The organism is Burkholderia sp. MR1-5-21 (assembly GCF_053427715.1).
In genome coordinates this window covers 43,761-70,568 of sequence record NZ_JBSAXD010000041.1, presented here as the reverse complement: position 1 = coordinate 70,568, position 26,808 = coordinate 43,761, and the positions used below count along the sequence as shown (strand labels likewise).

General features: G+C 70.2%; 29 protein-coding genes and 3 pseudogenes. 8 read left to right on the top strand and 24 right to left on the bottom strand.

The features are described from left to right. Positions 1-101: 101 nt before the first annotated feature. Positions 102-308 (bottom strand): hypothetical protein, encoded by a 207-nt coding sequence (locus ACV229_RS36140; protein WP_448075377.1) that lies wholly within the window; start codon positions 306-308, stop codon positions 102-104. Between the two features lie 274 nt (positions 309-582). Beyond that, the gene (locus tag ACV229_RS36135; RefSeq protein ID WP_448087851.1) at positions 583-1,212 is read right to left on the bottom strand and encodes a glutathione S-transferase family protein; all 630 of its coding nucleotides are present in this window, start codon (positions 1,210-1,212) and stop codon (positions 583-585) included. Positions 1,213-1,430: 218 nt separating this feature from the next. Here ACV229_RS36135 and phaZ point away from each other — a divergent pair, with 218 nt between their 5' ends. Next, positions 1,431-2,654, top strand: a complete 1,224-nt coding sequence (phaZ, locus tag ACV229_RS36130) for a polyhydroxyalkanoate depolymerase (protein WP_448087850.1) — start codon at positions 1,431-1,433, stop codon at positions 2,652-2,654. A gap of 40 nt (positions 2,655-2,694) precedes the next feature. Here phaZ and ACV229_RS36125 read toward each other — a convergent pair whose 3' ends face one another. The 11 genes from ACV229_RS36125 to madL form a co-directional block, all read right to left on the bottom strand. After that, complete coding sequence (locus ACV229_RS36125; protein ID WP_448087849.1) at positions 2,695-3,363, bottom strand: phosphoribosyltransferase; 669 nt, start codon at positions 3,361-3,363, stop codon at positions 2,695-2,697. Between the two features lie 226 nt (positions 3,364-3,589). After that, entirely contained in the window at positions 3,590-4,129 is a 540-nt protein-coding gene (locus tag ACV229_RS36120) for a phospholipase D-like domain-containing protein (protein ID WP_448087848.1), read from the bottom strand. 104 nt (positions 4,130-4,233) lie between these two features. Next, positions 4,234-5,166 carry a malonate decarboxylase subunit epsilon gene (gene mdcH, locus ACV229_RS36115; protein ID WP_448087847.1) on the bottom strand — a complete coding sequence of 311 codons (933 nt, stop codon included), beginning with the start codon at positions 5,164-5,166 and terminating at the stop codon, positions 4,234-4,236. Continuing rightward, positions 5,163-6,053, bottom strand: a complete 891-nt coding sequence (gene mdcB / locus ACV229_RS36110; RefSeq protein WP_448087846.1) for a triphosphoribosyl-dephospho-CoA synthase MdcB — start codon at positions 6,051-6,053, stop codon at positions 5,163-5,165. The genes mdcH and mdcB overlap by 4 nt, the downstream gene beginning before the upstream one ends. After that, positions 6,050-6,712, bottom strand: coding sequence for a malonate decarboxylase holo-[acyl-carrier-protein] synthase (mdcG, locus tag ACV229_RS36105; RefSeq protein WP_448087845.1), 663 nt, complete (start codon positions 6,710-6,712; stop codon positions 6,050-6,052). Before mdcG ends, mdcB begins: the two co-directional genes overlap by 4 nt. Beyond that, positions 6,699-7,406: a biotin-independent malonate decarboxylase subunit gamma gene (gene mdcE, locus ACV229_RS36100; protein WP_448087844.1), complete on the bottom strand. Its 708-nt coding sequence runs from the start codon at positions 7,404-7,406 to the stop codon at positions 6,699-6,701. The genes mdcG and mdcE overlap by 14 nt, the downstream gene beginning before the upstream one ends. After that, a complete protein-coding gene (locus tag ACV229_RS36095; RefSeq protein ID WP_448087843.1) occupies positions 7,393-8,382 on the bottom strand; it encodes a biotin-independent malonate decarboxylase subunit beta in 990 nt (329 codons plus the stop codon). The genes mdcE and ACV229_RS36095 overlap by 14 nt, the downstream gene beginning before the upstream one ends. After that, positions 8,379-8,696 (bottom strand): malonate decarboxylase acyl carrier protein, encoded by a 318-nt coding sequence (gene mdcC, locus ACV229_RS36090; protein WP_448087842.1) that lies wholly within the window; start codon positions 8,694-8,696, stop codon positions 8,379-8,381. Before mdcC ends, ACV229_RS36095 begins: the two co-directional genes overlap by 4 nt. Positions 8,697-8,707: 11 nt before the next feature. Continuing rightward, positions 8,708-10,354, bottom strand: a complete 1,647-nt coding sequence (gene mdcA, locus ACV229_RS36085; protein WP_448087841.1) for a malonate decarboxylase subunit alpha — start codon at positions 10,352-10,354, stop codon at positions 8,708-8,710. 187 nt (positions 10,355-10,541) lie between these two features. After that, positions 10,542-11,309: a malonate transporter subunit MadM gene (gene madM / locus ACV229_RS36080; protein ID WP_448087840.1), complete on the bottom strand. Its 768-nt coding sequence runs from the start codon at positions 11,307-11,309 to the stop codon at positions 10,542-10,544. Between the two features lie 12 nt (positions 11,310-11,321). Next, complete coding sequence (madL, locus tag ACV229_RS36075; RefSeq protein ID WP_448087839.1) at positions 11,322-11,717, bottom strand: malonate transporter subunit MadL; 396 nt, start codon at positions 11,715-11,717, stop codon at positions 11,322-11,324. Positions 11,718-11,917: 200 nt separating this feature from the next. Here madL and ACV229_RS36070 point away from each other — a divergent pair, with 200 nt between their 5' ends. Further along, positions 11,918-12,766: a LysR substrate-binding domain-containing protein gene (locus ACV229_RS36070; RefSeq protein WP_448087838.1), complete on the top strand. Its 849-nt coding sequence runs from the start codon at positions 11,918-11,920 to the stop codon at positions 12,764-12,766. Between the two features lie 337 nt (positions 12,767-13,103). Next, positions 13,104-13,373, top strand: coding sequence for a DUF4148 domain-containing protein (locus tag ACV229_RS36065; RefSeq protein ID WP_448087837.1), 270 nt, complete (start codon positions 13,104-13,106; stop codon positions 13,371-13,373). A 79-nt stretch (positions 13,374-13,452) separates the two neighbouring features. On the opposite strand, the pseudogene ACV229_RS36060 reads toward ACV229_RS36065, so the two are convergent. The 4 genes and pseudogenes from ACV229_RS36060 to ACV229_RS36045 form a co-directional block, all read right to left on the bottom strand. Then, positions 13,453-13,605, bottom strand: a pseudogene (locus ACV229_RS36060) (3-hydroxyacyl-CoA dehydrogenase NAD-binding domain-containing protein); the annotation flags it as partial. Positions 13,606-13,693: 88 nt separating this feature from the next. After that, positions 13,694-13,801: pseudogene (locus ACV229_RS36055) on the bottom strand (3-hydroxyacyl-CoA dehydrogenase NAD-binding domain-containing protein); the annotation flags it as partial. A gap of 114 nt (positions 13,802-13,915) precedes the next feature. Beyond that, positions 13,916-14,218 (bottom strand): TFIIB-type zinc ribbon-containing protein, encoded by a 303-nt coding sequence (locus ACV229_RS36050; protein ID WP_448087836.1) that lies wholly within the window; start codon positions 14,216-14,218, stop codon positions 13,916-13,918. 56 nt (positions 14,219-14,274) lie between these two features. Then, positions 14,275-15,030 carry a TerC family protein gene (locus ACV229_RS36045; protein WP_448087835.1) on the bottom strand — a complete coding sequence of 252 codons (756 nt, stop codon included), beginning with the start codon at positions 15,028-15,030 and terminating at the stop codon, positions 14,275-14,277. Positions 15,031-15,172: 142 nt separating this feature from the next. Here ACV229_RS36045 and ACV229_RS36040 point away from each other — a divergent pair, with 142 nt between their 5' ends. After that, positions 15,173-16,057, top strand: coding sequence for a LysR family transcriptional regulator (locus tag ACV229_RS36040; protein ID WP_448087834.1), 885 nt, complete (start codon positions 15,173-15,175; stop codon positions 16,055-16,057). A gap of 197 nt (positions 16,058-16,254) precedes the next feature. Continuing rightward, positions 16,255-17,436: a DUF2242 domain-containing protein gene (locus ACV229_RS36035; RefSeq protein WP_448087833.1), complete on the top strand. Its 1,182-nt coding sequence runs from the start codon at positions 16,255-16,257 to the stop codon at positions 17,434-17,436. A 144-nt stretch (positions 17,437-17,580) separates the two neighbouring features. Here ACV229_RS36035 and ACV229_RS36030 read toward each other — a convergent pair whose 3' ends face one another. Then, on the bottom strand, positions 17,581-18,501 hold the full coding sequence (locus tag ACV229_RS36030; protein WP_448087855.1) for a pyridoxal-phosphate dependent enzyme: 921 nt from the start codon (positions 18,499-18,501) through the stop codon (positions 17,581-17,583). Positions 18,502-18,656: 155 nt separating this feature from the next. Here ACV229_RS36030 and ACV229_RS36025 point away from each other — a divergent pair, with 155 nt between their 5' ends. Continuing rightward, positions 18,657-19,556 carry a LysR family transcriptional regulator gene (locus ACV229_RS36025; RefSeq protein WP_448087832.1) on the top strand — a complete coding sequence of 300 codons (900 nt, stop codon included), beginning with the start codon at positions 18,657-18,659 and terminating at the stop codon, positions 19,554-19,556. A gap of 65 nt (positions 19,557-19,621) precedes the next feature. Here the strand turns inward: ACV229_RS36025 and ACV229_RS36020 are convergent, their stop codons facing one another. Both ACV229_RS36020 and ACV229_RS36015 read right to left on the bottom strand, forming a co-directional pair. Beyond that, the gene (locus ACV229_RS36020; protein WP_448087831.1) at positions 19,622-19,759 is read right to left on the bottom strand and encodes a hypothetical protein; all 138 of its coding nucleotides are present in this window, start codon (positions 19,757-19,759) and stop codon (positions 19,622-19,624) included. A gap of 210 nt (positions 19,760-19,969) precedes the next feature. Beyond that, on the bottom strand, positions 19,970-20,272 hold the full coding sequence (locus ACV229_RS36015) for a hypothetical protein (RefSeq protein ID WP_448087830.1): 303 nt from the start codon (positions 20,270-20,272) through the stop codon (positions 19,970-19,972). Between the two features lie 419 nt (positions 20,273-20,691). On the opposite strand from ACV229_RS36015, the gene ACV229_RS36010 reads away from it, so the two are divergent. After that, on the top strand, positions 20,692-21,597 hold the full coding sequence (locus tag ACV229_RS36010; RefSeq protein WP_448087829.1) for a LysR family transcriptional regulator: 906 nt from the start codon (positions 20,692-20,694) through the stop codon (positions 21,595-21,597). Positions 21,598-21,717: 120 nt separating this feature from the next. Here ACV229_RS36010 and ACV229_RS36005 read toward each other — a convergent pair whose 3' ends face one another. Then, positions 21,718-22,026, bottom strand: a complete 309-nt coding sequence (locus ACV229_RS36005; RefSeq protein ID WP_448087828.1) for a hypothetical protein — start codon at positions 22,024-22,026, stop codon at positions 21,718-21,720. A gap of 164 nt (positions 22,027-22,190) precedes the next feature. Between ACV229_RS36005 and ACV229_RS36000 the strand changes: the two genes are divergently transcribed. Then, the gene (locus tag ACV229_RS36000) at positions 22,191-23,405 is read left to right on the top strand and encodes an MFS transporter (RefSeq protein ID WP_448087827.1); all 1,215 of its coding nucleotides are present in this window, start codon (positions 22,191-22,193) and stop codon (positions 23,403-23,405) included. 96 nt (positions 23,406-23,501) lie between these two features. Here the strand turns inward: ACV229_RS36000 and ACV229_RS35995 are convergent. The 3 genes and pseudogenes from ACV229_RS35995 to ACV229_RS35985 all read right to left on the bottom strand — a co-directional run. Further along, a pseudogene (locus ACV229_RS35995) lies at positions 23,502-23,819 on the bottom strand (histone deacetylase family protein); the annotation flags it as partial. Between the two features lie 102 nt (positions 23,820-23,921). Next, positions 23,922-24,968: a porin gene (locus tag ACV229_RS35990; protein ID WP_448087854.1), complete on the bottom strand. Its 1,047-nt coding sequence runs from the start codon at positions 24,966-24,968 to the stop codon at positions 23,922-23,924. A gap of 206 nt (positions 24,969-25,174) precedes the next feature. After that, a complete protein-coding gene (locus tag ACV229_RS35985) occupies positions 25,175-26,608 on the bottom strand; it encodes a purine-cytosine permease family protein (protein ID WP_448087826.1) in 1,434 nt (477 codons plus the stop codon). Between the last annotated feature and the right edge of the window lie 200 nt (positions 26,609-26,808).

The window sequence follows — 26,808 nt, the reverse complement described above, 5'->3', positions numbered from 1 at the left end:
CGGCAGTGCCGGGGTTTCATCGACTGGCCGGTCGCCCGGCCTGAACAGCCCGACCGGCTCGCGCCGGCCGGGCTTTCTTCATTCTTGCGGGACCACCGCGCTCATGCTTGAGCCTCGCAATGACGGCAGAAGAGCAGCGCACGCGAGCGTGACACCGCCGCCTGCGCGCCGCGCGCCGCGACGATCAGGCCGACCTGGCCGAGATTGAAATCGCGCTCGACCATCAGCTGCGTCAGCGCGGCAAGCGGCAACACGACTGACGGGTGAAACAGGCTCGATTCGATCAGGGCTTTCATCATCGACTCCATCTGGCAATGCGTATTCGATGGAGTGAATTCTAGGGATCGCGGGCGCCCGGATAAATCTCACGAAAACGAAGTCACTTGTCGGTTTGAGAAAACAATCGCGCTGCCGGCGCGCAGGATGGCACGCGCCCCGGCCGCGACGGCAACCCGCCGCCGGCGCCGTGATCGGCCCGAGGGGCCAGCGGGCGGGCCGGGCCGCCGCACCTGTCCGGCAACCCGTCCCGCACACGCGCAGAGGCCACGGCCAGTTCACGCCAATAACGGGCTTGCGCTGGCCCTAGTCGAGCGGCGTCTCGACGAAGGCAGGCAGCGCCTCCGCACGCGCAGAGTGTGCGGCGAGCGCCGGATATCGGGCCGGATCGATGCGGGCCAGCGCCGGATAGTCGGCCGTCATGAACTGCGTGAAGCGCCATGCGACCGCGACCGTCACGTCGGCCTGCATCACGCGCGCGCCGCCGAACCAGCCGTCCGCGCGCGCGACGTGCCGCTCCAGTTCGCCATAGGCGGCCTCGAGCTGGCCGAGCACGCGGTCGAGCCACGGCTGGTGCTGCTTGTCGACCGGGCGCAGCCCGTGCTCGTAGACGACCTGCACGGTCTTCTCGGCCGCCGCCAGCGCGAAACCGATCGGCACGAGCGCGCGCAGCCGCGCGTCGGGTGCGTCGGGCAGCAGGCGCCGCTCGGGCGCGACGAGGTGATCGAGGTAGTCGACGATCAGCGAAGAATCGATCAGCGTCGCGCCGTCGTCAGTGACGAGCGTCGGCGCCTTCACGACCGGGTTGATCGCCTTGAACGTGTCGAATTGCCGGAATACCGACACCGACTGGTGTTCGAACGGCAGGTCGAGCAGCTTCGCCGAGATGGCGGCCCGCCGCACGAACGGGGAATCCAGCATGCCGATCAGCTTCATCGCAATACGCTCCGCTTGAGGGAATGGGATCGACGACTGTAGCAGCGCCAGGCGGACGCGTACAGGGTCTATTCATACGAATGAAGGCTTGCGTACGTACATTGCCGGCCAGGCCGGGGAAATCCCTCGCCACGCCCATCGCGCGTCAAAACGCGTCCCCGCCGCGCGGCAACAGTGCCCATAATGCAGACTCGCCCATCGTCCTCCGAAGGTCCGCCATGTGGTATGCCCTCGTCGAACAGCAGCGGCAATGGCTGCGCGCGTGGCGCGCGACGACCCGGTACGCGCTCGACGCGTGGCCGGCGGCCACGCTGCCGCACGCCGCATCCGCGTGCTATGCGGACCTGGTCGAGCCCCTGCTCGGCCCGGCCGCCGACCCGCCGCCGTTCGCGATCGGGCCGTTCGTATGCGACGGCCGCCGCGACGAAGTCACCGAGCAGTGCATCGTGCAGACGCCGTTCTGCGGGCTGCGCCGCTTTTCGCGCCCGCATGCCGAACGCATCGTGCTGCTGTGCGCGCCGCTCGCCGGCCACGCGGCCGTGATGATGCGGGAGACCGTCGAGACGCTGCTCGCCGACGGCGACGTCTGCGTGACCGACTGGACGAACGCGCGCGACGTGTCGCCCGACGCGGGCCGCTTCGGCCTCGACGAATACGTGACGATGCTCGACGGCTTCATCGACCTGCTCGCGCGCGACGGCCGCCCGCTGCATGTCGTCGCCGTCTGCCAGGCGACGTTCCCCGCGCTCGGCGCGCTCGCACTGCGCGCGCAGCGCAGTCTCGCGCCGCCCGCGAGCGTGACGCTGATCGGCGGGCCGCTCGACGCGCGGCTCAACCCGAGCACGCTCGGCATCGCGGCCGCGTCGCATTCGCTCGACTGGTGCCGCCGTCATCTGATCGACGTGGTGCCGTCCGGCTTCGCCGGACGCGGCCGCGCCGTGTTTCCGACCTACCTGCAGCAGGCCGAGATCGCAATCGTCTATCCGCACCGCTACCTGTCGCTGATCGACCGCTACGCACAGGCGGCGCTGCGGCTCGACGCGGGCGACATCGCGCACGCGCGGCGCGCGCTGCACGAATACACGGCGCTTCTCGACATGCCGGCCGAATACTTCCTCGACACCGTCGATATCGTGTTCCAGCGCGCGTGCCTTGCGAACCGCACATGGCGCGTCGCGGGCGTGCCCGTCGATCCGGACGCGCTGTGCGACACCGCGCTGCTGACCGTCGAGGGCACGCGCGATGCGGTCACGGGCGCCGGGCAAACGCACGCGGCGCACGCGCTCTGCGGCGCACTCGCACCGGGCGAGCGGCATCGAATCGATGTCGAAGGCTGCGATCACTACGGACTGTTTACCGGCACGCGCTGGCGTGACGACGTGCATCCGGTGCTCGAGACCGTCTTCGCGCAGGCCGAAGCCGGCCGCGCGACGCGGCATTGACCGGGCTCAGGCGGACCTCGGGCGGACCTCGGGCGAGGCCTCAAGCGGACGGAGCGCGGCCGTCCTGCGCACCGCGCGCCGCCTCGAGCAGCGTGCGCACTTCGTCGTCGCTCGTCTGCTCGAAATGCAAGTAGAACTGGCTGATCCCGAAGAACGACAGCGGGTGCGACACCGCGACGAACGCGTCGGCGAGATCGTCGAACCGGCGCTGCACGCCGGCCGGCGCGACGGGCGCCGCCGCCACCACGCGCGCCGGGTGGCGCTCGCGCAGCGACTGCAGCGCGACGCGCATCGTCGCGCCCGTCGCGATGCCGTCGTCGACGACGATCGCCGTGCGCCCTTCGACCGGCACCGGCGGCCACGCGCCACGGTACAGCGCCTCGCGGCGCTGCAGTTCGACTGTTTCGCGCGCGATCACGTCGGCGAGCTGCGCATCCGTCACGCTCATCGACTGGATGACCGAGCGTTGCAGATAGATCGCACCGCCGGTCGCGATCGCGCCCATCGCGAGTTCGGGGTCGTAAGGCACGCCGAGCTTGCGCACGACCAGCACGTCGAGCGGCGCGCGCAGCGCACGCGCCACCGGAAACGCGACCGGCACGCCGCCGCGCGGCAACGCCAGCACGACGATGTCGGTACGCCCTGTGTAACCCTGCAGCGCGTCCGCGAGCTGGCGGCCCGCATCGGCGCGGTCGACGAAACGATCCATCACGCTCGCCCCCCTTCCGTTCGCCGGCGTCGCCCCGGGCACGCGCGGCGGCCACCTGCGCCGCGTTCACGCCGACATTACGTCAATGAGCATGGTGCATGCGATCCGCCAATTCAAGCGTCGCGGATGGTGCGTGATGCAGGTGCGTTCTGCCGGTGATGTCGGTGCATGCGATCGGCAACCGGCATGACCGCTTCACGCATCGCACCCCGGTTCCGGAACCGCTTCAGAGCCCGCCCGCCTGCCGGTACAGGCGCCAGAACGACTGCGCATAGGATTGCGCGAGTTCCGGCGCGCGATGAAACACGTTCACCGTCTCGGCATGCGTCGGCGCGCCTTCGGTCAGCGTCGTCAGCGCGACGCTGTCGTCGACGATCACGAAGCGCGGCGCGGGATCGGCGTGCCGCGTGTCGATCGCAACATCGATGCCCGCGGATTTCAGATAGCCTGCGCCGCTGTACTTGCCCGCGCGCGCCGACCGGACCAGCACGACGCGGACTTCGACCCCCCGCGCGCGCGCATCGCGCAGCGCGCCGGCGACCGCCGGCGGCACATACGCGTAGCCGGCCAGCAGCACGCGGCGCTGCGCCTGCTGGATCAGGTCGACGGTTGCGTCGGCCGCTGCGTTGTCATACGAGAAATAGGCGCCGACGGACGCGGCGTCGGACGGGATCTGCGCCGCGCGGGCGGTCGCCGCGCAGCACAGCGCGGCCAACAGGAAAGCGGTGAAAGGGGTGAAGGCGGCGGGTCTCATGGCGGGCGCCATTGTAACGATGCCAATTCGCGTGGCAAGCGCGCGCCGCGACGCTGCTGCGCCGGCGCAACAGCCCGCGCCGGAGGCACGCCGGAAGCGCGTCGGCGCGGTTGCGTTCAACCGGCCGCGACGCGCGCGAGCCAGCTCGTCGCGCCGTCGAGCGAGCGGAAATCGGCGAGGCTGCGGGCCGGCAGCGCCGGGTACGCGCGCTGCGCCATTTCCGCGAGCGCGCGGCCTGGACCGAGTTCGAGAAACGCGGTCGCGCCCGCCTCCACGCAGCCCGCAAGACAGGCCGCCCATTCGACCGGCTCGGCGATCTGGCGCGCGAGCTTGTCGAGGCCGACGGCAACGTCGAGCACCGACGCGCCGTCGATGCCCGAGAACAGCCGCACGCCCGGCAATGGCCGCCGCACGCGCACCGCACCCAGCGACGCGCGAAACGCCGGCACCGCCGACGCGAGCCGGCCCGTATGCGACGCGATCCGCACGCACACGGGCGCGACCCGCTGCGCGCCATCCCGCGCGGCGTCCGCGGCCGCCGCGTCGACGTCGTCACGGCGGCCGGCGATCACGAATGCGTCGCCGGGGCTCGCAATCGCGATCGCCGCATCGTGGTTCGCGCACAGCCGCGCCAGGTGGTCGCGCGACAGGCCGCGCACGAACGCCATCCCTTCGTCGCCGCCGCTTGCGGCATCCATCGCGCGGGCGCGCGCGTCGGAAAGATCAAGCGCGTCGTGGGGATCGATCAGCCCCGCGACGCTCCACGACACGACTTCGCCGACGCTGTAGCCCGCGACGCAGCGCCGTCGCGGCCACGCGCGATCGAGCAGCGCCGTGGCCGCGACGGCCTGCAGCGTGCACAGGATCTGCGCCGCGCGGTTTTCGCGCAGCGCGTCCGGCGCGGCGTCGCGCACCCACGTGCGCGGATCCTCGCCAAGCAGCCGGCCTGCATGCGCGAACAGCGCCTCCGCTTCCGGCGCGCTGTCCGTCAGGTGGAACATGTCGGCACGCTGGCCGCCCTGCCCCGAACACAGGATCGCGAGCGTCATTGCACGGCCTCCTGCCGTTCCAGCGCATCGGCGAACACGCTCATCGCCAGCAGGTCGGCCGCGCCGCCGGGGCTCAGCCGCCGCGCAACGAATGCGCGGTGCACGTCGGCCGCGCGGCTGCGCCAGCCGGGCGCGCGCACGCCGCCGCACGCGACGAACGCGCGCGCGGCGGCATGCGCGTAATCGAGGCCCGCCTGCCCGCCCCGGTGCAGCAGGTTCGTATCGTCGAGCGCCGCGATCAGCGCAAAGCACGCGTCGACGCGCGCCGCTTCGGCATCGCCCGGCACGTCGCGCGCCGCGCGCCTCAGCGCGGGCAGCCCGACCCGATAGACGGTCGCGAAACCGCCGGCCGCTTCGCCGCGCGCGCCGCCGACGCCGTAGCGGCGGCCCGCGCGCTCGCCGTGGCTGCCGGGCAGCCGCGGCCCGCCGAGAATGTCGGCGCCCCAGCGGCGCGCGACCAACGCGCCGAGCGTCAAGTCCGGCGCGACCGCGCCGGGCACACCGCGCCGGCCCGCGGCCGCGCACAGCAGCCCGAGCCCGAAGATCGCACCGCGATGGGTGTTGACGCCGCCCGTCGCCACAAGCATCGCTTGCTCGGCGCGCAGGCCGATCTTGCGCAGCACGGCCATCTCCGCATCGCGCGCGCCCGCGTCGGCCAGCTCCGCGAAATGCGGCCGCAGCACGGCGGCGCTGCGCGCGAACGTCGACGCGTCCATGTCCGCGTGACTGCCCGTGTCGACGTGGCTGACAAGGCCGGGCTTCGGATAGGTGTCGATCTCGAGCAGCAGGCTCTGCTCCGCGAGCGCGGCAATGCGTCCTGCATCCGATTGCGGCGCCTCATCCGATTGCGGCGCCGGCAGCGTGCGCAATATCGCGAGCGCACTCATCGCGCGGCTCCTGCAAGGAAGGCCGCAGCCGTGTCGAGCGCGACGCCGCCGGCTGTCTTCACGGCGACCTCCGGCAACCTCGCATGCAGCTCGCGCCAGTTGACGCCCGCGCCGTCGTCGCGCAGCAGTTCGCCATCGACACGCATCGGCGCGCGCGCGTCGATCGCCGCGAGCCCGTCGAGCAGCGTCGCGGCACGCGCGGGGTCCGGCAATGCAAACACCACGTCGAGATCGGATGAATCGGTCAGGTATCGCTCGCCCGTCAGCGCCTGCCACGCGAGGCTGCCGAACACGCGGCCCGCGACGCCACAGCGCGCGCCGAGCGCATCGAGCTCGCGCAACGGCTGCCGCCACGCCGCAGGCGCGGCGTCGAGCACCGCGGCGAACGCCGGCGGCGCGCCGACGGACGCGAGCGCGCCGGCGTCGACGCTCAACGCGATGCGCCGCTTGCCGGCCGACGGTGGCAGCGGCATCCCGAGCGGCACGCCGGTTTCGCCTGGCAGCGCGCGGCGCACGACGAGCGGCCAGCCGCACTCCGCCCATCGGCGCACGGGCGCGTCGGCGGCAAGCGCCGGATCGCGCGCGAACAGCGCCGCCCAACCCGCCGCCGTCAGCGTGACGAGGGTATGGCGGCGCAGCGGCGCGTCAGCGAACGGCACGCGCGAGCTCATACACGCGCTGCGCGACGTCGGCCGCGACCGGACGGCCGCGTGCCGCGCGCCGGTCGACGCGATCGACCGGCTTGTCGAGCCATTCGGCGACCTGCGCGTCGAGCCCGCGGGCCGGATCGAGCACCGCGTCGACCGCGCCCATCTTCACAAGGTTGTCGAGCCCCGGCGCGAACACCGGCGTCGAACGGGCCTTCTCCTTCAGGACGTCGAGCGGCAGCTTGGTCACGCGCGACATCGACGGCAGGTCCATCACTTCCGGATCGGCGCCCGGCACCGCGAGCAGCGCGCGCGTCGCGAGCGCAGTCGCGATGAACGCGCCGGCGGCCGTGTGGCCGTACAGCAGGCCGATCGTCCGGTGTCCGGCAATATCCGCGTGCATCAGGCACTTCGCGAGATGCGACAGGCCTTCGTTCAGGCCCAGCAGTTCGTCGCGCTTGCTCATCCGCTGGCTGTCGCTGTCGACCAGCACGAGGATCGGCGTCGCGCCGCCGCGTTCGAGCGTGCCGAGCACGTGCGACGCGAGCGTCAGCGCTTCGTCGATGCCGAACGGCAGGCGGTCGGTCACGCCGATCACGTCGACGCGCGTGCCGGCGAGTTCCGCGTGGCCGGACAGCAGGTGGCCGTTGCGCACGATCGCGTGGCCTTGCGGGAACAGCGAGGCGAGGACTTCATCGAGCGTCATGCGAGGGCTCCTGGAGTTGGTCGGCGAGCGCGGCGAACGTGTCGTCGGGCATGCCGGGTATTGCTTCCGGCGCACGCGCGCCGAGCGCGCGCCACACGTCGAGCGCGTCGGCGCACGCGCCGAACCGCGCGACACGCGCTTCGAGCCGCGCCTGCTCGGCGCGCAGCATCGCCGCGTCGAACGCCGGCGCCTCGCGGATCAGCTCGAGCGCAGCCGCACGGAACGCGTCCGGCGTATCGGCCACGTAGCGGTCCGCGCCGCCGATCAGCCGCCGGTGCTTGCCGCCCATCGTGCGCCAGATCAGCGCGCGGTCCTTCGCGTCGAATTCCTCGACGCCGCGATTGGTTTCGATCACTTCGGGGCCTGACACGCCGATGCGCCCCTGCTCCGACACCGCGAGCGCCGAGCAGCAGGCGGCGAGCAGCCCGCCGCCGCCGTAGCAGCCCGCGCGTCCGCCGATCAGGCCGACCACCGGCACGCCGGCCGCGCGCGCATCGACGAGCGCGCGCATGATCTCGGCGATCGCGAGTTCGCCCGCGTTCGCTTCCTGCAGCCGCACGCCGCCCGTGTCGAACAGGATCAGCACCGGCACCGTGCCCAGCTCGCGCGCGGCGCGCAGCAGGCCCGTGAGCTTCGCGCCGTGCACTTCGCCGAACGCGCCGCCCATGAAGCGGCCCTCCTGCGCGGCGACCAGCACCGGCTTGCCGTCGAGCAGGCCGCGTCCGACGATCATCCCGTCGTCGAACTGCTGCGGCAGGTCGAACAGCGGCAGATGCGGGCTCGTCACGCGCTCGGCCGGCCCGAGGAATTCGGTGAAGCTGCCGGCATCGAGCAGCGCGTCGATGCGCTGACGCGCGGACGCCTCGTACCAGCTCGACGCGTTCGCGACGAACGCCGGCGCGTCGCGGGTCACGCCGGCCGGGCCGCCTGCCCCTTCGTCAGGCAGCGAATGAATGCGCGTGCGGGGGCTGTTCATGCTGCCTCCCCTTCGATCGCGCGCACGGCCTGCGCGAGCCGCAGCGACACCATGTCGGGCCGCGCGCCGCCGTCGTTGACGGACAGCTTCAGGCCGCCCGGCGCGCGCCGCTCGACGAAATCGGTCAATACGGCCTGCCACACCGCGCCGAAACCGACCGCCGCGGTGCGGATGTCGATCTCGCATGCGTTGCCCGGCAGCACCCGTTCGACGAGCACCTCGAGATTGCCGGACGCGACCACCCCGACGAGCGCCGTGGCCAGCTCGCCCTTCGCGCGCGCACGCGCGGTGAAGCGATAGTTCAACTGTTCCATTGCCCTCTTCCTTACCAGTTGCGGAACCGCGCCGGCGGCGCGTACAGCCCGCCCGACCAGTGCACGAGATCCTTGATCGAGCGCGCGGCGAGCCAGCGGCGGTCGGCGTCGAGCGGATCGATGCCGAGATCCTCCGGGCGCCGGATCACGCCGCGCTCGCGCAGCCGCTCGACCATCTTCCGGTCGCGGCCGCGGCCGACTTCCGTATAGCCTGCAACACCGCGGATCGCATGCTCGCGCTCGTCCCGGTCGCGGCACAGCAGCAGGTTCGCGATCCCTTCCTCGGTGACGATGTGCGTGACGTCGTCGCCGTACACCATGATCGGCGCGAGATCGAGCTGCAGTTTGTCGGCGAGCTTCAGCGCATCGAGCTTCTCGACGAACATCGGCACGTTCTTGTCGCCGAAGGTCTCGCCGATCTGCACGACGAGCTTGCGGCCGCGCCTGAGCGCCGCCGGCGTGTCGGGGTCGGCTTCCTCGCCGGCCTTCAGCCACGGCTCGCTCGGATGGCGCCGGCCGCGCGCGTCGCTGCCCATGTTCGGCGCGCCGCCGAAGCCCGCGATGCGCTCGGCCGTCACCGTCGACGAATGGCCGGACAGGTCGATCTGCAGCGTCGAGCCGATGAACATGTCGCACGCGTAGAGGCCCGCCGTCTGGCAGAACGCGCGGTTCGAGCGCAGCGAGCCGTCGGAGCCCGTGAACCATACGTCGGACCGCGCGCGGATGTACTCGTCCATCCCGACTTCGGAGCCGAAGCAGTGGATCTGCTCGACCCAGCCCGATTCGATCGCCGGAATCAGCGTCGGGTGCGGATTCAGCGCCCAGTGCGTCGCGACCTTGCCCTTCAGGCCGAGCTTCTCGCCGTAGGTCGGCAACAGCAGCTCGATCGCCGCGGTGTTGAAGCCGATCCCGTGGTTCAGGCGCTTGATCCCGTACGGCTGGTAGATCCCCTTCAGCGCGAGCATCGCGGTCAGGATCTGCGTTTCGGTGATCGCCGCCGGGTCGCGCGTGAACAGCGGCTCGACGTAGAACGGCCGGCCGGCCTCGACGACGAAATGCACGCGGTCGCCGGGGATGTCGACGCGTGGCACCTTGTCGACGATGCGGTCGACCTGCGCGATCACGATGCCGTCCTTGAAGGCCGTGGCCTCGACGACGGTCGGCGTGTCCTCGGTGTTCGGGCCCGTGTACAGGTTGCCGTCCGCATCGGCGCTGACCGCCGCGATCAGCGCGACATGCGGCGTGAGGTCGATGAAGTAGCGCGCGAACAGCTCGAGATACGTGTGCACCGCGCCGAGCGCGATCTTGCCGCCGAACAGCAGCTTCGCGATGCGCTGCGACTGCGGGCCCGAGTACGCGAAATCGAGGCGCTTCGCGATGCCGCGCTCGAACACGTCCAGGTGCTCGGGCAGCACGACGCCCGACTGCACCATGTGCAGGTCGTGCACCTTCGCGCTGTCGACGTCGGCGAGCGCCACCGCGAGCAGGTCCGCCTGCTTCTGGTTGTCGCCTTCGAGGCAGACCCGGTCGCCGGGCCGCAGGACCGCTTCCAGCAATGCCACGGCGTCGCGCGCGTCGACCCGCTTGCCCTGCGCGAAGGACGCGCAGGCAGCGAGGCGTGCATCGCGCGCGAGTCGCGCGTGATTCCATCCCGTCATAGAGTTCTCCTGCTTCGAGGGTTCAGCGGCATTCTAAGCCGGGCGCCGCCGCCGATTGATGATGTTGTCCGATGCGACTCAGAGGTCGCCGCGATGGATGCCGGCCGCGCCCGCACGCGGGCCGGACTTGCCGTCGCCGCACGGCCGGCCGTGCGCGTTCGCGGGCCTGTCGCACCGATTGGCCGGCTCACGCGCCGACCAGCGCGCGCGTCGTGAAGAACAGCACCGACGGCCCGAGCAGGCAACCGACGCCCGTATGGAACGTCGCGACGAGCGCGCCGTACGGCACGAGCCGGCGATCGGTCGCGGCGAGGCCAGCGCTGACGCCGCTCACGGTGCCCGCGAGGCCGCCGAAGATCATCGCGGAGCGCGGCGTCTTCAGCCCCATGAAATTGGCGGCGAGCGGCGTGCCGACCATCACGATGATCGCCTTGACGAGCCCCGTCGCGATGCTGAGCGCGATCACGTCCGAGCTCGCGCCGATCGCAGCGCCCGTGACAGGCCCGACGATGTAGGTGACCGCGCCCGCGCCGATCGTCGTCATGCTGACCGCGTCGGTATAGCCGAACGCGCGCGCGACGCACGCGCCGACGATGAACGGCAGCACGGTGCCGAGCAGCAGCGACAGCACGCCGACCAGCCCGGCCTTTTTCGCCTCGGCCGGCTGCACTTCGAACGCGGTCGCGACGATTGCGAAATCGCGCAGCATCGCGCCGCCCATCAGGCCGACGTCGGCGAACAGCGGCACGTCGGCGACTCCCTTCTCGCCGCCGGTGAACGCGCCGCCGACATACGCGAGCGCGAGGCCGATCAGGATCGCGATCGCGGAGCCGTGCACGCGGCCGAACGTCAGCTTGCGCGACACGATCGACGCGATCCACATGATCAGGCCGACCAGCGCGAACGACGCGACGAGGCCGTTATGGGCAACTGTCTTTTCGAGCATCTGCAGCATCGCGGCCTCCCGTCACTGTTCTTCGAATTGCGGCACGCCGGCGAACGCCGTGTCGTCGCGGCCGGTGCGCGCGAGCACCGCGATGCAGCCGGCGCAGAGCACGGCCGCGCCGATCGCGGCGAGCAGCGCGACCGGCCCGCCCTTCAGCGCGGCGAGCACGTTCTGGTTCGCGGCCATCGCGACCACGACCGGGATGTACATCGCGCCCCAGAACCCGACGCCCGCCTCGGTCTCCTTCGGCAGCCAGCCGCGGCGGTGCAGGTATAGGCGCAAGCCGATCAGCAGCAGCATCGCGATGCCGACGCCGCCGACGTTGGTCTTCACGCCGATTGCGGTGCCGAGCAGGTCGCCGAGGAACAATCCGGCCAGATGGCAGAACGCGAGCAATGCGGTTCCGTAGATGATCACGAGTCGTCTCCTGTGCAGTCTCTCCCGGCGGCTCGTCGTGCGAGCGCATTCTCGGGCGGTCGATGGGATGATGCGGTTTCGGGTCCGCGCCCGGATGCCGTAGACTGCCTGAAGCAGCCGCACCGGGGCGTGATCCGATACTAGCGCCGCACAATCCGGCCATTTATGAAGTTGTCGAAACCGATTCAGTGGGTTTAGCAATGCGTCCGTTACCGCCCGAGCTGCTGCGCAGCTTCGTCGCCGTCGCCCAGTCCGGCAGTTTCACCGCCGCGTCCGAGCGCGTGAGCCTGTCGCAGTCCACCGTCAGCCAGCACATCCGCCGCCTCGAGGAACTGCTCGACCGCCCGCTGTTCGAGCGCGACACCCGCAACGTGCGCCTGTCGCAGCACGGCGACGCGCTGTTCCGCTACGCGGTGCGCATCCTCGAGCTGATGGACGAGGCCGTCACGTCGGTATGCGGCCCGCCGCTGTCGGGCAAGGTGCGCATCGCGATGTCGGAGGATTTCGCGTCGGCCCACCTGACCGCCGCACTCGCGAGCTTCGTGCAGCGCAACCCCGAAGTCGAGCTGGCGATCGCGACCGGCCTGTCCGGCGACCTGTTCGACGCGCTCGACGAAGGGCGGCACGACCTCGTGTTCGCGAAACGGATCGCGGGCAGCCGGCGCGGCCGCGTGATCCGCAGCGAGCCGCTCTACTGGTGCACCGGCCCCGATTCGCGGATCACCGGCCATGAAGCCGTGCTGCCGCTCGCGCTGCATCCGGAGCCGAGCGTGTCGCGGCGCCGGGTGCTGGAGTCGCTCGAGGCGGCCGGCCGGCCGTACCGGATCGCGGTGGTGAGCAGCAGCGTCGCGGTGCTGCGCGCGGCCGCCAGTGCAGGGCTCGGGATCAGCGCGTTCGCGGGCTATGTGATCCCGGCCGGGCTCGCGCGCCTCGATGCGGGACTGCCGGAACTCGGCGAGCTCGAATACGTGATCGATCGCCCCACCGCGGCGTCGCGCTCGACGCTCGCGCTCGAGGCGACGCTGATTGCGGCGGCGGCGGATCTGTAGATGCTGTAGACCGAAACGGGCCGGAGAAACGGCGGCGTTCGGCATTCGCAGCCGGATCTTGCGCCCGGTGGTCTTCGTCTGATGGCCCTGCCGACGAAGCGCACGGGTCGCCGGCCAGTCGCGCCCGACATGTGCGGCACGCCGGCGGCACAGCGCTGCCCGACCGGCCGCGCCGGCCCGCGTACATGATGCTCACCCGTTCACCCTCTGCCGCCTGACAGTCCTGCCCGGGATGCGTCAGCGTCCGCGCAGCCCCCGCTCGCGACAATGGGCCCCGTCGGAATGCACGGCACGATACCGTGCGTCCGCCGTCCCGTCCCCGTTTCCGGAGCGCACCATGAACATCATGCGACTCACCGTCGCGGCCGCTGCGGCCGCACTGCTGTCCCCCGCTTTCGCGCAGACCGACGCATCGCAACCCGTGCAGGGCAAGACGCGCGCGGAAGTCATCGCCGAACTGAAGCAGGCATATCTCGAAGGCGAACTGCCGACGACCGACGGCGACTATCCGCCGAGCGACGCGACGCGTGCACGCAACCGCGAACTGCTCGAAGCCGTCAAGCCTGCGTGGGCCGCGCAAGCCCAGCAGCCGTCCCCGCAGCAGTAGGAACGGCCGGCAGGAATGGCCGGTCAACGCGCGTGCGTTGCGATGACCGCGACTGCCACTACGGCGGCAACGCGCGTCGTCAGGGCAGGAAACTGCGCCGCCGCGCGTCGATCAGCTCGACGAGCAGCCGGTCGCGTTCAGCGGCGAGCGCCTGCATCGATCGCTCGCCCTGGATCGCGCGGAGTTCGTCGATCAGCTTGCGGTCGACGTCCGGATCGAACGACGGCGAGCCGCTGCGTCAGCGCCGCGGCTTCGTCGCCGAGAAGCGGGGCGAGAAGCGCGGCAAGCGCGTCGCGCAGCCGCGCATCGGCCTGCGGCGCGGGGTCGGTCGCAATGACGTCGAATCCCTTCGACAGGTAGAAAGCCGCCCAGCTCGCGTCGATCACGCCGGCGCCGACGATCGCGATGCGCCGGATGTCCGTGTTCATGTCCGCGTTTGTGTTCATTGCGTCTCCGTGGATATCGCGGCGATTGTCGCATCGAACCGCGCGGCGGCGCGTTGACGTGCGTCGCCCCGCGCGGGCTCGCGCGGGGCGCACGCCTCAATCGAAATCGAAGATGTCGAACACCGACTTCTTGCGGCGGTGCGGCTCGTGCTGGCGGTCGTCGTCGTGCGGCCGCCGGTCGCGGCCCCACGCATCGTCGCGGCCACGCTGCGCGGACGCGTCCCGATGCACGGGCGCGTCGTGGCGGCGGGCCGGTGCGTCGTCGGCGCTGCGCGCGATCAGCTTGTCGAGCTCGCCGCGATCGAGCCACACGCCGCGGCATTCGGGGCAATAGTCGATCTCGATCGACTGACGTTCGGCAAGCAACAGGTCGGGCGTCTTGCAGACCGGGCATTTCATGGTGCGTCTCCTTTGCGTGACGGGGACAGGTGAGGAATCGGGATCGTGCCGCACGTTCAGCGGCCGGATGCCTGGGCCGCACGCTTCGTCTTCGCGCGCCGCGCCAGCATGTTCATGCCCTCGACGAACGCCGAGAACGCCATCGCCGCGTAGATGTAGCCCTTCGGCACGTGCGAGCCGAAGCCTTCCGCGATCAGCGTCATGCCGATCACGACGAGGAACGACAGCGCGAGCATCACGACGGTCGGGTTGCGGTCGATGAAGCGCGCGAGCGGCTGCGCGGCGAACAGCATCACGGCCACGGCGGCGATCACCGCGACGAACATGATCGGGATGTGCTCGGTCATGCCGATCGCGGTCACGATGCTGTCGATCGAGAACACGATGTCGAGCATCAGGATCTGGCCGACCGCCGCCCACATCGTCAGCCCGCCCGCGCCGTTCGGCGCGCCGGCATCGCCGCCGTCGCGCGACACGTGGTGATGGATTTCGGTGGTCGCCTTCCAGACGAGGAACAGGCCGCCCGACAGCAGGATCATGTCGCGCCACGAAAACGCGTGATCGAACAGCGAGAACACGGGCTCGGTCAGGCGCGCGATCCATGCGACGGTGCCGAGCAGCGCGAGCCGCATCACGAGCGCGAGGCCGATGCCGAGCCGCTGCGTGCGCGCGCGCTGCGCTTCGGGCAGCTTGTTGCTGAGGATCGAGATGAAGATCAGGTTGTCGATGCCGAGCACGACTTCCATCACGACGAGCGTCAGAAGCGCCGCCCAGACGGCGGGATCGGCGGCAAGCGTCAGCAGGTAGTCCATGAAGTTTCGGAAGTGAGGTGGAAAGCCCGATGATCGCCGCCCCAACGTTTCGTAAAAATCAGCGAGAATCTGATTTTTGGTTCGGTTTTTACGAAGTAAATTCCGAAGTGAAATCCGAAGCACCTTCCGAAGAGACGCATCGATGCTGAATTTCCGACATCTGTTCTATTTCTGGGTCGTCGTGAAGGAAGGCGGCTTTGCGCGTGCGGCCGAGCGGCTCGACATGGCCGTGCAGACGATCAGCGCGCAGGTGCGCGAACTGGAGAAGGCGCTCGGGCACCAATTGCTGAAGCCGGCCGGACGCGGCGTCGCGATGACCGACGCGGGCCAGGCCGCGTATGCGCGCGCGGAGGAAATCTTCGAGATCGGGCGGTTGATCCCCGACGAGGTACGCGCCGCCGCGAGCCAGCCGACGGTGCGGCTCGCGGTCGGCCTGTCGGACGGCATCTCGAAGCTGGCCGCCCACGCGATCCTCGCGCCGGTGCTCGGCACGCCCGCGCTCAGGCTGCTGTGCCACGAAGGCGAGCACGACGCGCTGCTCGCCGAACTCGCGCTGCATCATCTCGATCTCGTGCTCGCGGGCCAGGGCGCGCCGCCCAACGCGAACCTGCGCGTGACGAGCGAGCGGCTCGTCGCGTCGCCGGTCGACTGGTACGGGCCCGCGCCGCTCGTCACGCAGGCAGCACGGCAGCGCTTTCCGCAGTGCCTCGCCGAGCTGCCGCTGCTGCTGCCGACCGCGCATTCGGCGCTGCGCGCGCGCCTCGACCGCTGGCTGGAGTCGGAGCGGATCGTGCCGCGGATCGCAGGCGAATTCGAGGACAGCGCGATGATGGCGGTGTTCGCGGCGCGCGGCCTCGGCGTGTTTCCGTTGAGCGAACTGGGTGCGAACGACGCGTCGCTGCTGCGGGGCCTGCGGCGGCTCGGGCGCGCCGGCGACGTCACCGAGGAGATCCATGCGATCCGCTCGCGGCGCGGCGAACGTCATCCGCTGACGTCGCAACTGCTAGCCGTGGCCCGCGACGCATGATCGATCGGGGCCAGTCCCCGTCGAAATCGGACACTGAAGCGAGCGCGCCATCAAACGAAACTATAATAGCGCCCCGGCCCTGCGAGTTTGCCTCGCGCCCACCGCCGGCCGCGCCCGTGCGCGGCGGCATCGATACGACCTTCGCGCCATGTGCGCAGTCCCGGCGCGGCAGCGGGCCGTGCCTTTTGAAAGACGCCATGCACAACCGATTTCGCCTGTTTTCCGTTTCGTGCGCGCTCGCGGCCGCGACCGTGCTGGCGGCGTGCTCATCGCCGCCGAAGCCGATCTACCAGCAGGAACAGTTCGACGCGACGAGCAGCCCGTATGCCCGCTCGTTCCACGCGAAATCCGACGCAACCTGCGAAGCCGCGCGCCGCGCGCTGCTGAGCCAGGGCTACGTCGCGACGTCGTCGCGTTCCGATACGGTCGACGGCAGCAAGAATTTCCAGCCGAACAACGACATGCACGTGGTGATCGAATTCCACGTCGTGTGCGCGGACGCGAACGCGGACGGCACGTCGAGCATCGCGTACGTGAACGCGGTGCAGGACCGTTACACGCTGAAGAAGTCGAACACGTCCGCGAGCGTCGGCCTCAGCGTGTTCGGCTCGCTGTCGCTGCCGATCGGCTCGAGCGACGATGCGCTCGTCAAGACCGCGAGCGAGACGATTCCGGCCGGCGTGTTCTACGAGCGCTACTTCAACCTCGTCGACCACTTCCTGAAGATCGATCCGACTCACCGCGACCGCGCGACCGTGAAGGCCGCGGAGAAGGAGCCCGTCACGCCGCTGCCCGAGCCCGCGCCGACGCCGCAGGGAGAACCGATGAAGATGACGACGCCGATCGTGCCGACGCCGCCCGCACCGCCGGTGCCGGCCGCGGCCGCGGCAGCGCCGGTGTCGGCTGCGTCCGCCGTCGCGGTGCCGTCTGCGCAGGCTGCAGTCGTGCCGGCGCCGGCGTCGGGCGCTGCCGCGATTCCGGTTTCGGCATCGGCGCCGGTGGCGGCCCCGGTTTCCACGCCGGCGGCGGGTTCGGCGTCGACGGCCGCGCCGGCGGCAGCATCGTCGGCGGTGCATGCCACGGCACCGTCGACCACGTCGCCTCCCGCTCACGCACCGGCAACGCCGGCCGCCGCCGCGCCCGCTTCGGCAGCGGCGCCTGCGTCCGCTCCCGTTCCGGCTCCGGCGGCCGCACCGACTTCCGCACCGGCACCGGCCTCCGCGGCCGCACCTGCGTCCGCCCCCGTTTCGGGGCCGACGGACGTCCCTGCCGTCGCACCCGTGTCAGCCGCCGCGCCTGCGCCCGCCAGCGGATCGGCGACCGCACCGGCCACGATCGCACCGGTAACGACCGCCCCGCTCACGACCACACCGGTATGACGGCACCGGTATGACGGCACCGGCCGACATCGCGCCGGCCGAGCGCCATTTGCGCAATGACGCGGAACACCGGGCCTCCCGCGTCGTGCTACAACCTCACTCCGTCTCACAGCGCATACGCCACTTCGAGCGAAGCGCCCGCCTTCATCGAAGCCGGTCGTGCAGCGCCTGCAGGTTCGCAACCGTCGCCGTCACGCCGCCACAGACGATCACCGCGATGCTCGACGCGGCCGCCAGCGCCGGCACCGGCTCGTCGAGCGCGGCCAGTGCGGCGCCGCACGCGGGCTCCACGACGATCCGGTGCTCGTCGAGAAACCGCAGCGATGCCGCCACCGCCGCCGCGTCGGACACGACGACGGTGTGGATCGCGTGCCGCGTCGCCCACTCGACGGCCGCATCGCACGGACGCTTCGCGCCGAGCGACGTGGCAACGCTCGTGATCTCCGGCAACGCGACGGGCCGCCCCTGCGCGACCGAACGCGCGTAGCTGTCCGCGCCAGCCGTCTCCACCGCGACCACCGGCACGTCGGCCCAGCCGTTGCGCGCGAGGCCTTCCAGCACACCGCACAACAGGCCGCCGCCGCCGACCGCGACGACGATCGCGCCGGGCTTCGGCCCGGCCGCCGCCATTTCGTCGATCATCGTCGCGTGCCCATGCCACAGCAACGGATCGTCGAACGGATGCACGAACGCGTCATCCGGACCGGCGATCGATTGCGCGCAGGCATTCGCTTCGGCCCACGACGCGCCGTGCACGACCAGTTCGGCGCCCTCGACGCGGATCAGGTCCCGGGCGCGCGCGGACGTGCTTTCCGGCACGACGACGACCACCGGCACGCCGAGTTCGCGTCCGCACCACGCGACCGCGATGCCCGCGTTACCGCCCGACGACGACACGAAGCGACGCGCGCCGGCCGCGCGCCGCGCTTCGCACACCGCGCCGATGCCGCGCAACTTGAACGAACCGGACGGCTGCATCGCCTCGAGCTTGAACAGCACGTCTTTGCCGAGCCGGCGGGAGGCGGCCTGCGAACGGATATAGGGGGTCTGGATGTGGAGCGGCATGGGACGAAGCGTGAAGGATTGGACGACCGCCGGCGGCGCGCGCGGGCCGGCAATGAAGGCATTCATCGTACGCCGCGCCTGTCATGCCTTCCAATACCATCGGATGCCGGCTGCTATGCTTGCCAGGTATATCCACCAGACAGGAAAGGCCCCGCATGCGTCAGGTCGAATTGCGTCATCTGCGTTATTTCGTGGCGGTCGCCGAGGCCGGCAGCGTGATGGCGGGCGCGCGAGCAGTCGGGATCGTCCAGCCCGCGCTGTCCCGGCAGATCCGCGAACTCGAGGACGCGATCGGCACCCCGCTGCTGATCCGCCGCGCGACCGGCGTCGAACTCACGGCGGCCGGCGCGAGCTTCCTGCGGGATGCGACGCGCGTGCTCGCCGATCTGCGCGACAGCCGCGAACGCGCGCTGCGCAGCGCGGCCGGCGAACTCGGCGAGCTGCGTCTCGGCGTGCTGCCGAACTACCTGCCGCTGCCGATGGTGTCGAACGTCCTCAAGGCGTTCCGGGATGCCTGTCCGCACGTGAAGCTGTCGATCGCGCCGCTGCTGTCGGCCGAGCAGGCGGCGGCCATCGCGCGCGGCCAGCTCGACGGCGGCATCATGGCGTGGCGCCAGGACGAAGCGCCGCACCTGTCGGGCGTGCGGCTGCTGCGCGACCGGTTCGTGCTCGCGATGCCCGCGGCGCCGGGCAGCCGTTTGCGCGCCCCCCGCTCGCTCGCCGCGCTCGCGGACGAACCGTTCGTCTGGTTCGATCCGCAGCGTTCCGCCGCGCACCACCGGTTCCTGACCGAGCAATGCCGGCGCGCGGGATTCACGCCGCGCATTGCCCAGGTCGGCAGCGACATCCCGACGCTGATCGGGCTTGTCGCGGCCGGCATGGGCTGTGCGTTCGTGCCGGAAAGCGCGTCGCCGTCCTGCCCGCCCACGGTGCGGCTCGTCGCGCTCGACGCGCTGGCCGACCGTTTCGACGTCGAGTTCGTGTACGACGGCGCCGCCGCCGCGCCTGTCGTGCGGCAGTTTCTCGCCGCGCTGCGCGCGACCGGCCATCCGTGATGCGCGCAGACGCATCGCCGCCGTCGGGCCCGATCTCGCCCGCGTCGGGCCGCCGTCCGCCGTCGTCAGTGGAAGAACATCATGATCAGATGACGCAGATAGTCAGGAATCTCCAACAGCACATGGCGGATATCCACATCCGCCATGTACAGCAACACCGAAAGCGGACCGACCCACAATACAGCAACCACGAACTCCCTCATTCCCGTTCTCCCGACGGCCGGGCGCCGCGATATGCGACATCGCGCCCGTGCCGAAGCAGCCCCGAATGCTGGTATTCGTTCTGTTCGATCGCGGTGCTCGAACGGCATTTGCCGTTTCCGCGCGCCGGCTGCCGTTCAGGCGCCCGCGCGCATCGCCGCGATCCTTCGCTCACCGATCCGTTCGTTCCTTCAACGCCATCCTCGTCTCCTTCATTGCACCAGCCGCGCTGGCGTGATCACGCCATATGACGGCCCGACGCCGGCCGACTGAGCCCCCTCGCACAGGTCCGGGTTGTTGGCCAGCTCGACGACAACGTACTTGTTGCCCGACTTCTGCGTCGAGTCGATCTTCAGGCACGCGAAAGCCACGACCGTCGGCGTCGTGCCCGGCCCGATTGCTGGATCTGCGACGTCGTGTACTTCGGCGACGTCAGCACGACGCCGTAGCGCGCCGCGGCATGCCCCGCGCAATACTTTTTCATTCAGCTTGGGGGTGAGCAGGTTCCGTGCCACGGATCGCGGACTTCAACTGCGGCATGCGAAGCCCGCCGCATGCGGCAGGCGCGACGCAACGGAAGGCGGCCGTTCGGTTTCCGGCCTGAAACAATCGGCCCGACCGGCCGCGACGAAAAGCGGCGCGAAGCGACGCCGGGCGCAGCGAACGGCGCGCGTGCCACCCCTATCGCACCCGCAGCACGACGGGGTTTCCTGACAAACCTGACAACACGCGCGCATCGCGACAGCGACCGCGCGGCGGGCGCCGCCGGTCCGTCGAAACGTTTCAGAAGCGATACGCCCCCGCCGCCGCGCCCGCTTCATGTGCGCCGCGCCGTGACGGCTTCGCATCGACGGCCGCCGGTCTTCGGCCGTCGGCCGCGCAGGATCCGGCGCGATAATACACGCCGGCACAGCACCGAAAGCGAGGCGCATCGATGGATCGGCTGGCAGCAATGGAAACCTACGTGAGCGTGGTGGAAGCCGGATCGTTCTCGGCGGCGGCGAAACGGCTCGACCTCGGCCAGCCCGCGGTGTCGAAGTCGATCGCGCAGCTCGAGGCGTGGCTCGGCACGCGCCTGCTGCTGCGGACCACCCGCGGCATCACGACGACCGACGCGGGCCAGCGCTTCTACGAACACGCCAAACGCGCGATCGACGAAGCGCTCGAGGCCGAACAGTCGGTGCGGGACGCGTCGGCGAGCCTGTCGGGACGCCTGCGCGTGTCGGCGGCGGTCACGTTCGCACGGCTGCACGTCCTTCCCGCGCTGAAGGCCTTCATGGCGCAACATCCCGCGCTCGACGTCGACGTGTTGCTCGACGACCGCAACATCGACCTTTTAGAGGAAGGCATCGACGTCGCGCTGCGGATGGGCGCGCTCGACGACAGCGCGACGATGACCGCGCGCCGCATCGCGCAAAGCCCGCGCCGCGTCGTCGGCACGCCCGCGTATTTCGACGCCGCCGGCCGGCCGCAGTCGCCCGCCGACCTGAGCCGGCACCAGGCGATCGTCTATTCGGTGCGCGGCGGCGGCGACGCGTGGGCGTTCGAGCGCAACGGCAGCGCCGTCTCGGTCGCCGTGTCGGGCAGGCTGCGCGTCAGCGCCGCCGAAGGCATGCGGACCGCCGTGCTGAATCACATGGGCGTCGCGGTCGCGTCGGAATGGATGTTCGCGCCGGAGCTGGCCGACGGCACGGTCGAGGCCGTGCTGGCCGACTGGCGGCTGCCGGCCGTCGACCTGTGGGCCGTGTTCCCGTCCGGCCGGCTCGTGACGTCGAAGGCGCGCGCGTTCGTCGCGTTCGTCGAGCAGGCGCTCGGCACCGCGCCGGCCCGCCCGGACTGACGCACCGCCCGTTTTCCGGAAGGTCGGCGCCCGCCCCCGGCGGCGACAGCGCGCAGCCTGCGGCCGGGTGCCGGCTGTCCACAGGCGGGCGATGCCTGCCCGGCATCGCGCACGACCACTTCAAGATGACAACGTCATGACTACAACCCCTGCGCGGCCATTCGATTGAAATAGACCCCAAAAACGGCCGTTTAATGTCGTTTGAAATCGTAACGAGTCGAAATATACTGCGCGCGCATCCAACCCTCGTGCCAAAGAGCGGATGCCTATTCGCGCCTCGGTCACGGTCCCCCTGTGACCGAGGTTTTTTTTGGCCGCGTGCGGCTCGTCGCCGACACGGTCAGGCCGAGCTGCCGCCGCGGCAACCGTGATCGACCCTGTGTCGACCGCGGCCGCGAACGCGTGGCGTTCGTCGAGCGTGACTTCCATTATTGATTTGAAATCAAAATAATTTCGTCTATAGATCGCTTTTTCCGCAAAAGTAAAGCGGGCACACTCCGTCCTGTCACCCACGGTCCGCCGGACCAGCTGCGCGGTCCGCCGCGCGAGCGTCCCGCGCCGCCGCCAACCGTATCCAGGAAGGAGCCTTCCGCGTGAACCACCCGACTTCACCCCCGCCCCGCCCGACTCACACGCAACGCGGCGCCGCCTTGCCGCTGCTCGCGCTCGCTGCCGGCGCGTTCGGCATCGGCACCACCGAGTTCTCGCCGATGGGCCTGTTGCCCGTGATCGCCGACGGCGTGCACGTGTCGATCCCGACCGCCGGCATGCTGATCAGCGCGTATGCGATCGGCGTGATGGCGGGCGCGCCGCTGATGACGCTGCTGCTCGCGCGCTGGCCGCGGCGCTCGGCACTGATCGCGCTGATGAGCATCTTCACGCTCGGCAACCTGCTGTCGGCCATCGCGCCGGACTATACGACGCTGCTGCTCGCGCGGCTCGTCACGAGCCTCAACCACGGCGCGTTCTTCGGGCTCGGCTCGGTCGTCGCGGCCAGCCTCGTGCCGCGCGACAAGCAGGCGAGCGCGGTCGCGACGATGTTCATGGGCCTCACGATCGCGAACGTCGGCGGCGTGCCGGCCGCGACCTGGCTCGGCCAGGCGATCGGCTGGCGGATGTCGTTCGCCGCGACCGCGGGCCTCGGCGTGCTCGCGATCGTCGGGCTCTTCGCCGCGCTGCCGAAGGGCGACGCGGGCCGGATGCCTGACCTGCGCGCGGAACTCGCGGTGCTCACGCGCCCCGTCGTGCTCGGCGCGCTCGCGACGACGGTGCTCGGCGCCGGCGCGATGTTCACGCTGTACACGTACGTCGCGCCGACGCTCGCGCACATCACCGGCGCAACGCCCGCGTTCGTGACCGCGATGCTGGTGCTGATCGGCGTCGGCTTCTCGATCGGCAACATGGCGGGCGGGCGCCTCGCCGACCGGTCGCTCGACGGCAGCCTGATCGGCTTCCTGTCGCTGCTGGTCGCGACGATGCTCGCGTTCCCGGTGCTCGCCGCGACGCATGCGGGGGCGGCCGTCACGCTGCTCGTCTGGGGTGTCGCGACGTTCGCGGTCGTGCCGCCGCTGCAGATGCGCGTGATGCGTGCCGCGGCCGACGCGCCAGGGCTCGCGTCCGCGGTCAACATTGGTGCGTTCAACCTCGGCAACGCGCTCGGCGCCGCGGCCGGCGGCGCGGCGATCTCGGCCGGGTTCGGCTATGCGGCGGTGCCGATTGTCGGCGCGCTGATCGCGACCGCCGGGCTCGCGCTCGTCGTGCTGCAGGTGCTGCAGCGGCGGCGCGCGCCGCTCGCCGCGAACGCCTGACTCGTCTGCAATCGGTCAGCCCGGCGGACGGCTCAGGATGACGAGACCGTTGTTGTTGTCGTCGTCATCCGCGCCATCTTTCCCCCGGCGCACGGTTCACGGTGCGCCGTCAAAGCCGCCGAAAAAAGCGCGCGCATTCGCGTCGAGACTCTCGAGGTGATACCCGCCCTCCTGCACGATCACCGTCGGCAGCCCGAGCGCGCCGATCGCGTCGCCGAGCCGCCGGAACCCGTCGGTCGTGACCGCGACCTGCGATTGCGGATCGTCCTTGTAGATGTCGAAGCCGAGTGCGAGCACGAGCGCATCGGGCTGGAACCGCGCGAGCGCGCGCAGCGCATCGTCGAACCGCTCGAAGAACGCCGCTTCCGGGGCGCCGTGCGGCATCGGCAGGTTGAGGTTGAAGCCGTCGCCCGCGCTTCGCTTGCGGAGCGGTTGGGGAAGTAGTTCGGTCGTATCGCGTGCGCGGCGATACACCGCGAGGCGACTCCGGAGCACGTGCCCGGAGCCGCAGCGAGATCAGAAGCGATGCACGATGCCGAGCTGCACGCCGCGCGCATTCGCGCCCGGATAGGCCAGCGGCAGACCGGGGTTCGCCGCACCGGCAAGCGTATAGCCGGCCTGGTTGCGGTTGCGCAGGTACGACAGCGCGCCGTAGAAGCTCGTGCGCTTCGACAGGTCGTACTCGTACATCAGCCCGAACTGGTCCGCGTTGTCGCCCTGCGACGCCTGGTCGTGCAGGTACGCATAGCCGAGCGCGACGTAGTTCGCCGGGTTGATCTGGTATTTGACCGACAGCCCGTAGACGCGGGAATCGATCCCGAGGTCGGCCCACTTCACCGCCGAGAAGCCGCCGTAGACGGTCGCCTTGCCGATCGCGTACGACGCGCCCGCCATGATCGTGCGGTCCGTCGTCGCGGCCGTCGCGTTCTTCAGCCACTGGCCCGCGACGAATGCCGCGAACGGCCCGTGCTCGTAGGTCACGTCGAACTGCTGGCTCGACCCGGCCGAGCGCACGCCGCCCGCATCGCCGAAGCCGAAGTACAGGCCCGCCTGGAATCCGGCGATCTCGGGGCTCTGGTACGACACGGTGTTGCTCGTGCGGAATGCGAACACGGTCAGGTTGTCCATGCCGGACGCCTGCGTGACGCCGCCGAACGCATCCTGCCCACCCTGGTCGTTGAACAGCGGCGAGTTCTGCCGGCCGGCGCGCACCTTGCCCCACTGCCCCGCGATGCCGACCCACGCCTGGCGGTTGAACATGCGTCCGGCATCCGCGAACGACCCGTCGTTCGGATTGAAGCCGTTTTCCAGCGCGAACTCGATCTTCTGTCCGCCGCCGATGTCCTCGCCGCCCTTCACGCCGAAGCGGCTGCCCCACTGGCCGCCCGAGCCGATCGCCGCCGTGTAGCCGTTGCCGGTGTTCACGTACTGCGCGAACTCGTCGATCACGCCGTACAGCGTGACGCTGTCCTGCGCGCGTGCGGCGCCCGAGCCTGCGAGCGCCGCGGCCGCGCATGCGCAATGGAAGCCCACACGGGCGAACGGCAGGCGCGACGACGGCATGCGATTTGTCTTGAATTTAGTCATGCTATTCATTTCGATGGAAAGCACTGACCCGGGACGACAGCAACGTGCCGTCCTGCGGTCAGATGGAATGGGAAATCGGGGCGATGCGTGGCGCCTTGCGACGCCCGACGCGTGGCGCACCGTCGCCCGGTGCGGCCGGTCGGAGACTGGACGGCTCCGCGCGCGGCGCGGAGCCCGCGTCGTCAGTTCTTGAGTTCGCCGTGCTCGAACGGCAGGATCAGCCGTTCGGGGATGCTGCGGCGCGACGCGCGCGCGCCGATGTAATACAGGATGGCCGGGACGACGAGGCCGAGAATCCACGAGATGTCGGTGCCGCCCAGCGCGTCGACCAGCGGCCCCGTGTACAGGTGCGTCGACATGAACGGCAGCTGCACGAGCACGCCGACCACGTAGATCCCGATCGCCATGCCGTTCCAGCGGCCGTAGCGGCCGTCCGGGTCGGACAGCGCGGGCACGTCGTAGCGCGATTTCGTGAAGCAGTAGTAGTCGACGAGGTTGATCGCGCTCCACGGCGTGAAGAACGCGAGCAGGAACAGGATGAACGCGGTGAATTCCTTCAGGAACGAATGGCGGCCGGCGAGCGCGACCATCGTCGAGATGAAGATCATCCCGAAGATGTACACGAGACGGCTCTTCGACGACACCGCGCCCTTGCCGCGAAAGCCGCTGACGATCGTCGCCATCGACATGAAGCTGCCGTACGCGTTGAGCGCCGTGACGGTCACCTTGCCGAATGCGATGCTGAAGTACAGCAGCGCCGCGACCGCGCCCGTCGAGCCGAGCCCGACGATATAGGCGACTTCGTGATGCGCGAACTGGCTGCCTGCCAGCGCCGCGGCGAACACGCCGAACACCATCGCCGCCTGCGCGCCGATCACCGAGCCGAGGCCGACCGCGAGGAACGTGCGGACCGACGACGTCGAGCGCGGCAGGTAGCGCGAATAGTCGGCGACGTACGGGCCGAACGCGATCTGCCACGACGCGGACAGCGACATCGACAGCAGGAAGCTCGCGAGCGAGAAGTGCCGGTTCGCGAGCAACGCGCCGATGTCGTGGTTCGCGAACAGCTGCGCGAACATGTAGACGAACGCGGCGATGCCGATCACGCTCGCGATGCGGCCCACCGCGTGGATCGCGCGGTAGCCGAACACGGTCAGCACGACGATCACGGCGGCGAACAGCAGGATGCCGGTCGCGTCGTCGACCTTCAGCAACTGCGCGACGGCCTGCCCGGCCAGCACCGAGCCGCTCGCCGAGAAGCCCACGTACATCAGGCACACGAGCACGATCGGGATCATCGCGCCATACACGCCGAACTGCACGCGGCTCGAGATCATCTGCGGCAGGCCGAGCTGCGGCCCCTGCGCGCCGTGCAGCGCCATCACCGTGCCGCCGACCAGTTGCCCGAGCAGCAACGCGATCAGCGACCAGAACACGTCGCCGCCGAGCACGACCGCCAGGGCGCCGGTCACGATCGCCGTGATCTGCAGGTTGGCGGACAGCCACAGCGTGAACTGGCTGAGCAGTCCGCCATGACGCTCTGAATCGGGAATGAAATCGATCGAGCGAACCTCGATCAGGCCGCCGCCGGCTTTTCCACTTGAATTCGTTGACACGAAGAAATCTCCAGATTGCTTAGGATCACAAAGGTATCCATTGATACGGGGCGCGTGCTGAGCCGACTTTAGAGGCTCGTCGAAGTGGAACGCCGTGGATCGCCGGCATGCGCCAGGCACGCACGGTCAGCACGCTGGCGCGCAATCAGCACAGCCCGTGCCGATATTGCCTGCGAATGATCTTGTATATACAACTTTGC

What these genes read in the sequence shown, in the direction of transcription:
- ACV229_RS36030 (WP_448087855.1), bottom strand. Translation starts at nt 18,501, where the DNA reads ATGCCGCTCCACATCCAGACCCCCTATATCCGTTCGCAGGCCGCCTCC.
- ACV229_RS36140 (WP_448075377.1), bottom strand. Translation starts at nt 308, where the DNA reads ATGGAGTCGATGATGAAAGCCCTGATCGAATCGAGCCTGTTTCACCCG.
- ACV229_RS36035 (WP_448087833.1), top strand. Translation starts at nt 16,255, where the DNA reads ATGCACAACCGATTTCGCCTGTTTTCCGTTTCGTGCGCGCTCGCGGCC.
- ACV229_RS36010 (WP_448087829.1), top strand. Translation starts at nt 20,692, where the DNA reads ATGGATCGGCTGGCAGCAATGGAAACCTACGTGAGCGTGGTGGAAGCC.
- mdcC (WP_448087842.1), bottom strand. Translation starts at nt 8,696, where the DNA reads ATGGAACAGTTGAACTATCGCTTCACCGCGCGTGCGCGCGCGAAGGGC.
- mdcH (WP_448087847.1), bottom strand. Translation starts at nt 5,166, where the DNA reads ATGACGCTCGCGATCCTGTGTTCGGGGCAGGGCGGCCAGCGTGCCGAC.
- mdcA (WP_448087841.1), bottom strand. Translation starts at nt 10,354, where the DNA reads ATGACGGGATGGAATCACGCGCGACTCGCGCGCGATGCACGCCTCGCT.
- phaZ (WP_448087850.1), top strand. Translation starts at nt 1,431, where the DNA reads ATGTGGTATGCCCTCGTCGAACAGCAGCGGCAATGGCTGCGCGCGTGG.
- ACV229_RS35990 (WP_448087854.1), bottom strand. Translation starts at nt 24,968, where the DNA reads ATGCCGTCGTCGCGCCTGCCGTTCGCCCGTGTGGGCTTCCATTGCGCA.
- ACV229_RS36005 (WP_448087828.1), bottom strand. Translation starts at nt 22,026, where the DNA reads ATGGAAGTCACGCTCGACGAACGCCACGCGTTCGCGGCCGCGGTCGAC.
- ACV229_RS36025 (WP_448087832.1), top strand. Translation starts at nt 18,657, where the DNA reads ATGCGTCAGGTCGAATTGCGTCATCTGCGTTATTTCGTGGCGGTCGCC.
- ACV229_RS36125 (WP_448087849.1), bottom strand. Translation starts at nt 3,363, where the DNA reads ATGGATCGTTTCGTCGACCGCGCCGATGCGGGCCGCCAGCTCGCGGAC.
- ACV229_RS36050 (WP_448087836.1), bottom strand. Translation starts at nt 14,218, where the DNA reads ATGAAATGCCCGGTCTGCAAGACGCCCGACCTGTTGCTTGCCGAACGT.
- ACV229_RS36135 (WP_448087851.1), bottom strand. Translation starts at nt 1,212, where the DNA reads ATGAAGCTGATCGGCATGCTGGATTCCCCGTTCGTGCGGCGGGCCGCC.
- ACV229_RS36040 (WP_448087834.1), top strand. Translation starts at nt 15,173, where the DNA reads ATGCTGAATTTCCGACATCTGTTCTATTTCTGGGTCGTCGTGAAGGAA.
- mdcE (WP_448087844.1), bottom strand. Translation starts at nt 7,406, where the DNA reads ATGACGCTCGATGAAGTCCTCGCCTCGCTGTTCCCGCAAGGCCACGCG.
- ACV229_RS36095 (WP_448087843.1), bottom strand. Translation starts at nt 8,382, where the DNA reads ATGAACAGCCCCCGCACGCGCATTCATTCGCTGCCTGACGAAGGGGCA.
- ACV229_RS36065 (WP_448087837.1), top strand. Translation starts at nt 13,104, where the DNA reads ATGAACATCATGCGACTCACCGTCGCGGCCGCTGCGGCCGCACTGCTG.
- madM (WP_448087840.1), bottom strand. Translation starts at nt 11,309, where the DNA reads ATGCTGCAGATGCTCGAAAAGACAGTTGCCCATAACGGCCTCGTCGCG.
- ACV229_RS36070 (WP_448087838.1), top strand. Translation starts at nt 11,918, where the DNA reads ATGCGTCCGTTACCGCCCGAGCTGCTGCGCAGCTTCGTCGCCGTCGCC.
- ACV229_RS36045 (WP_448087835.1), bottom strand. Translation starts at nt 15,030, where the DNA reads ATGGACTACCTGCTGACGCTTGCCGCCGATCCCGCCGTCTGGGCGGCG.
- ACV229_RS36120 (WP_448087848.1), bottom strand. Translation starts at nt 4,129, where the DNA reads ATGGCGCCCGCCATGAGACCCGCCGCCTTCACCCCTTTCACCGCTTTC.
- mdcB (WP_448087846.1), bottom strand. Translation starts at nt 6,053, where the DNA reads ATGAGTGCGCTCGCGATATTGCGCACGCTGCCGGCGCCGCAATCGGAT.
- ACV229_RS36020 (WP_448087831.1), bottom strand. Translation starts at nt 19,759, where the DNA reads ATGAGGGAGTTCGTGGTTGCTGTATTGTGGGTCGGTCCGCTTTCGGTG.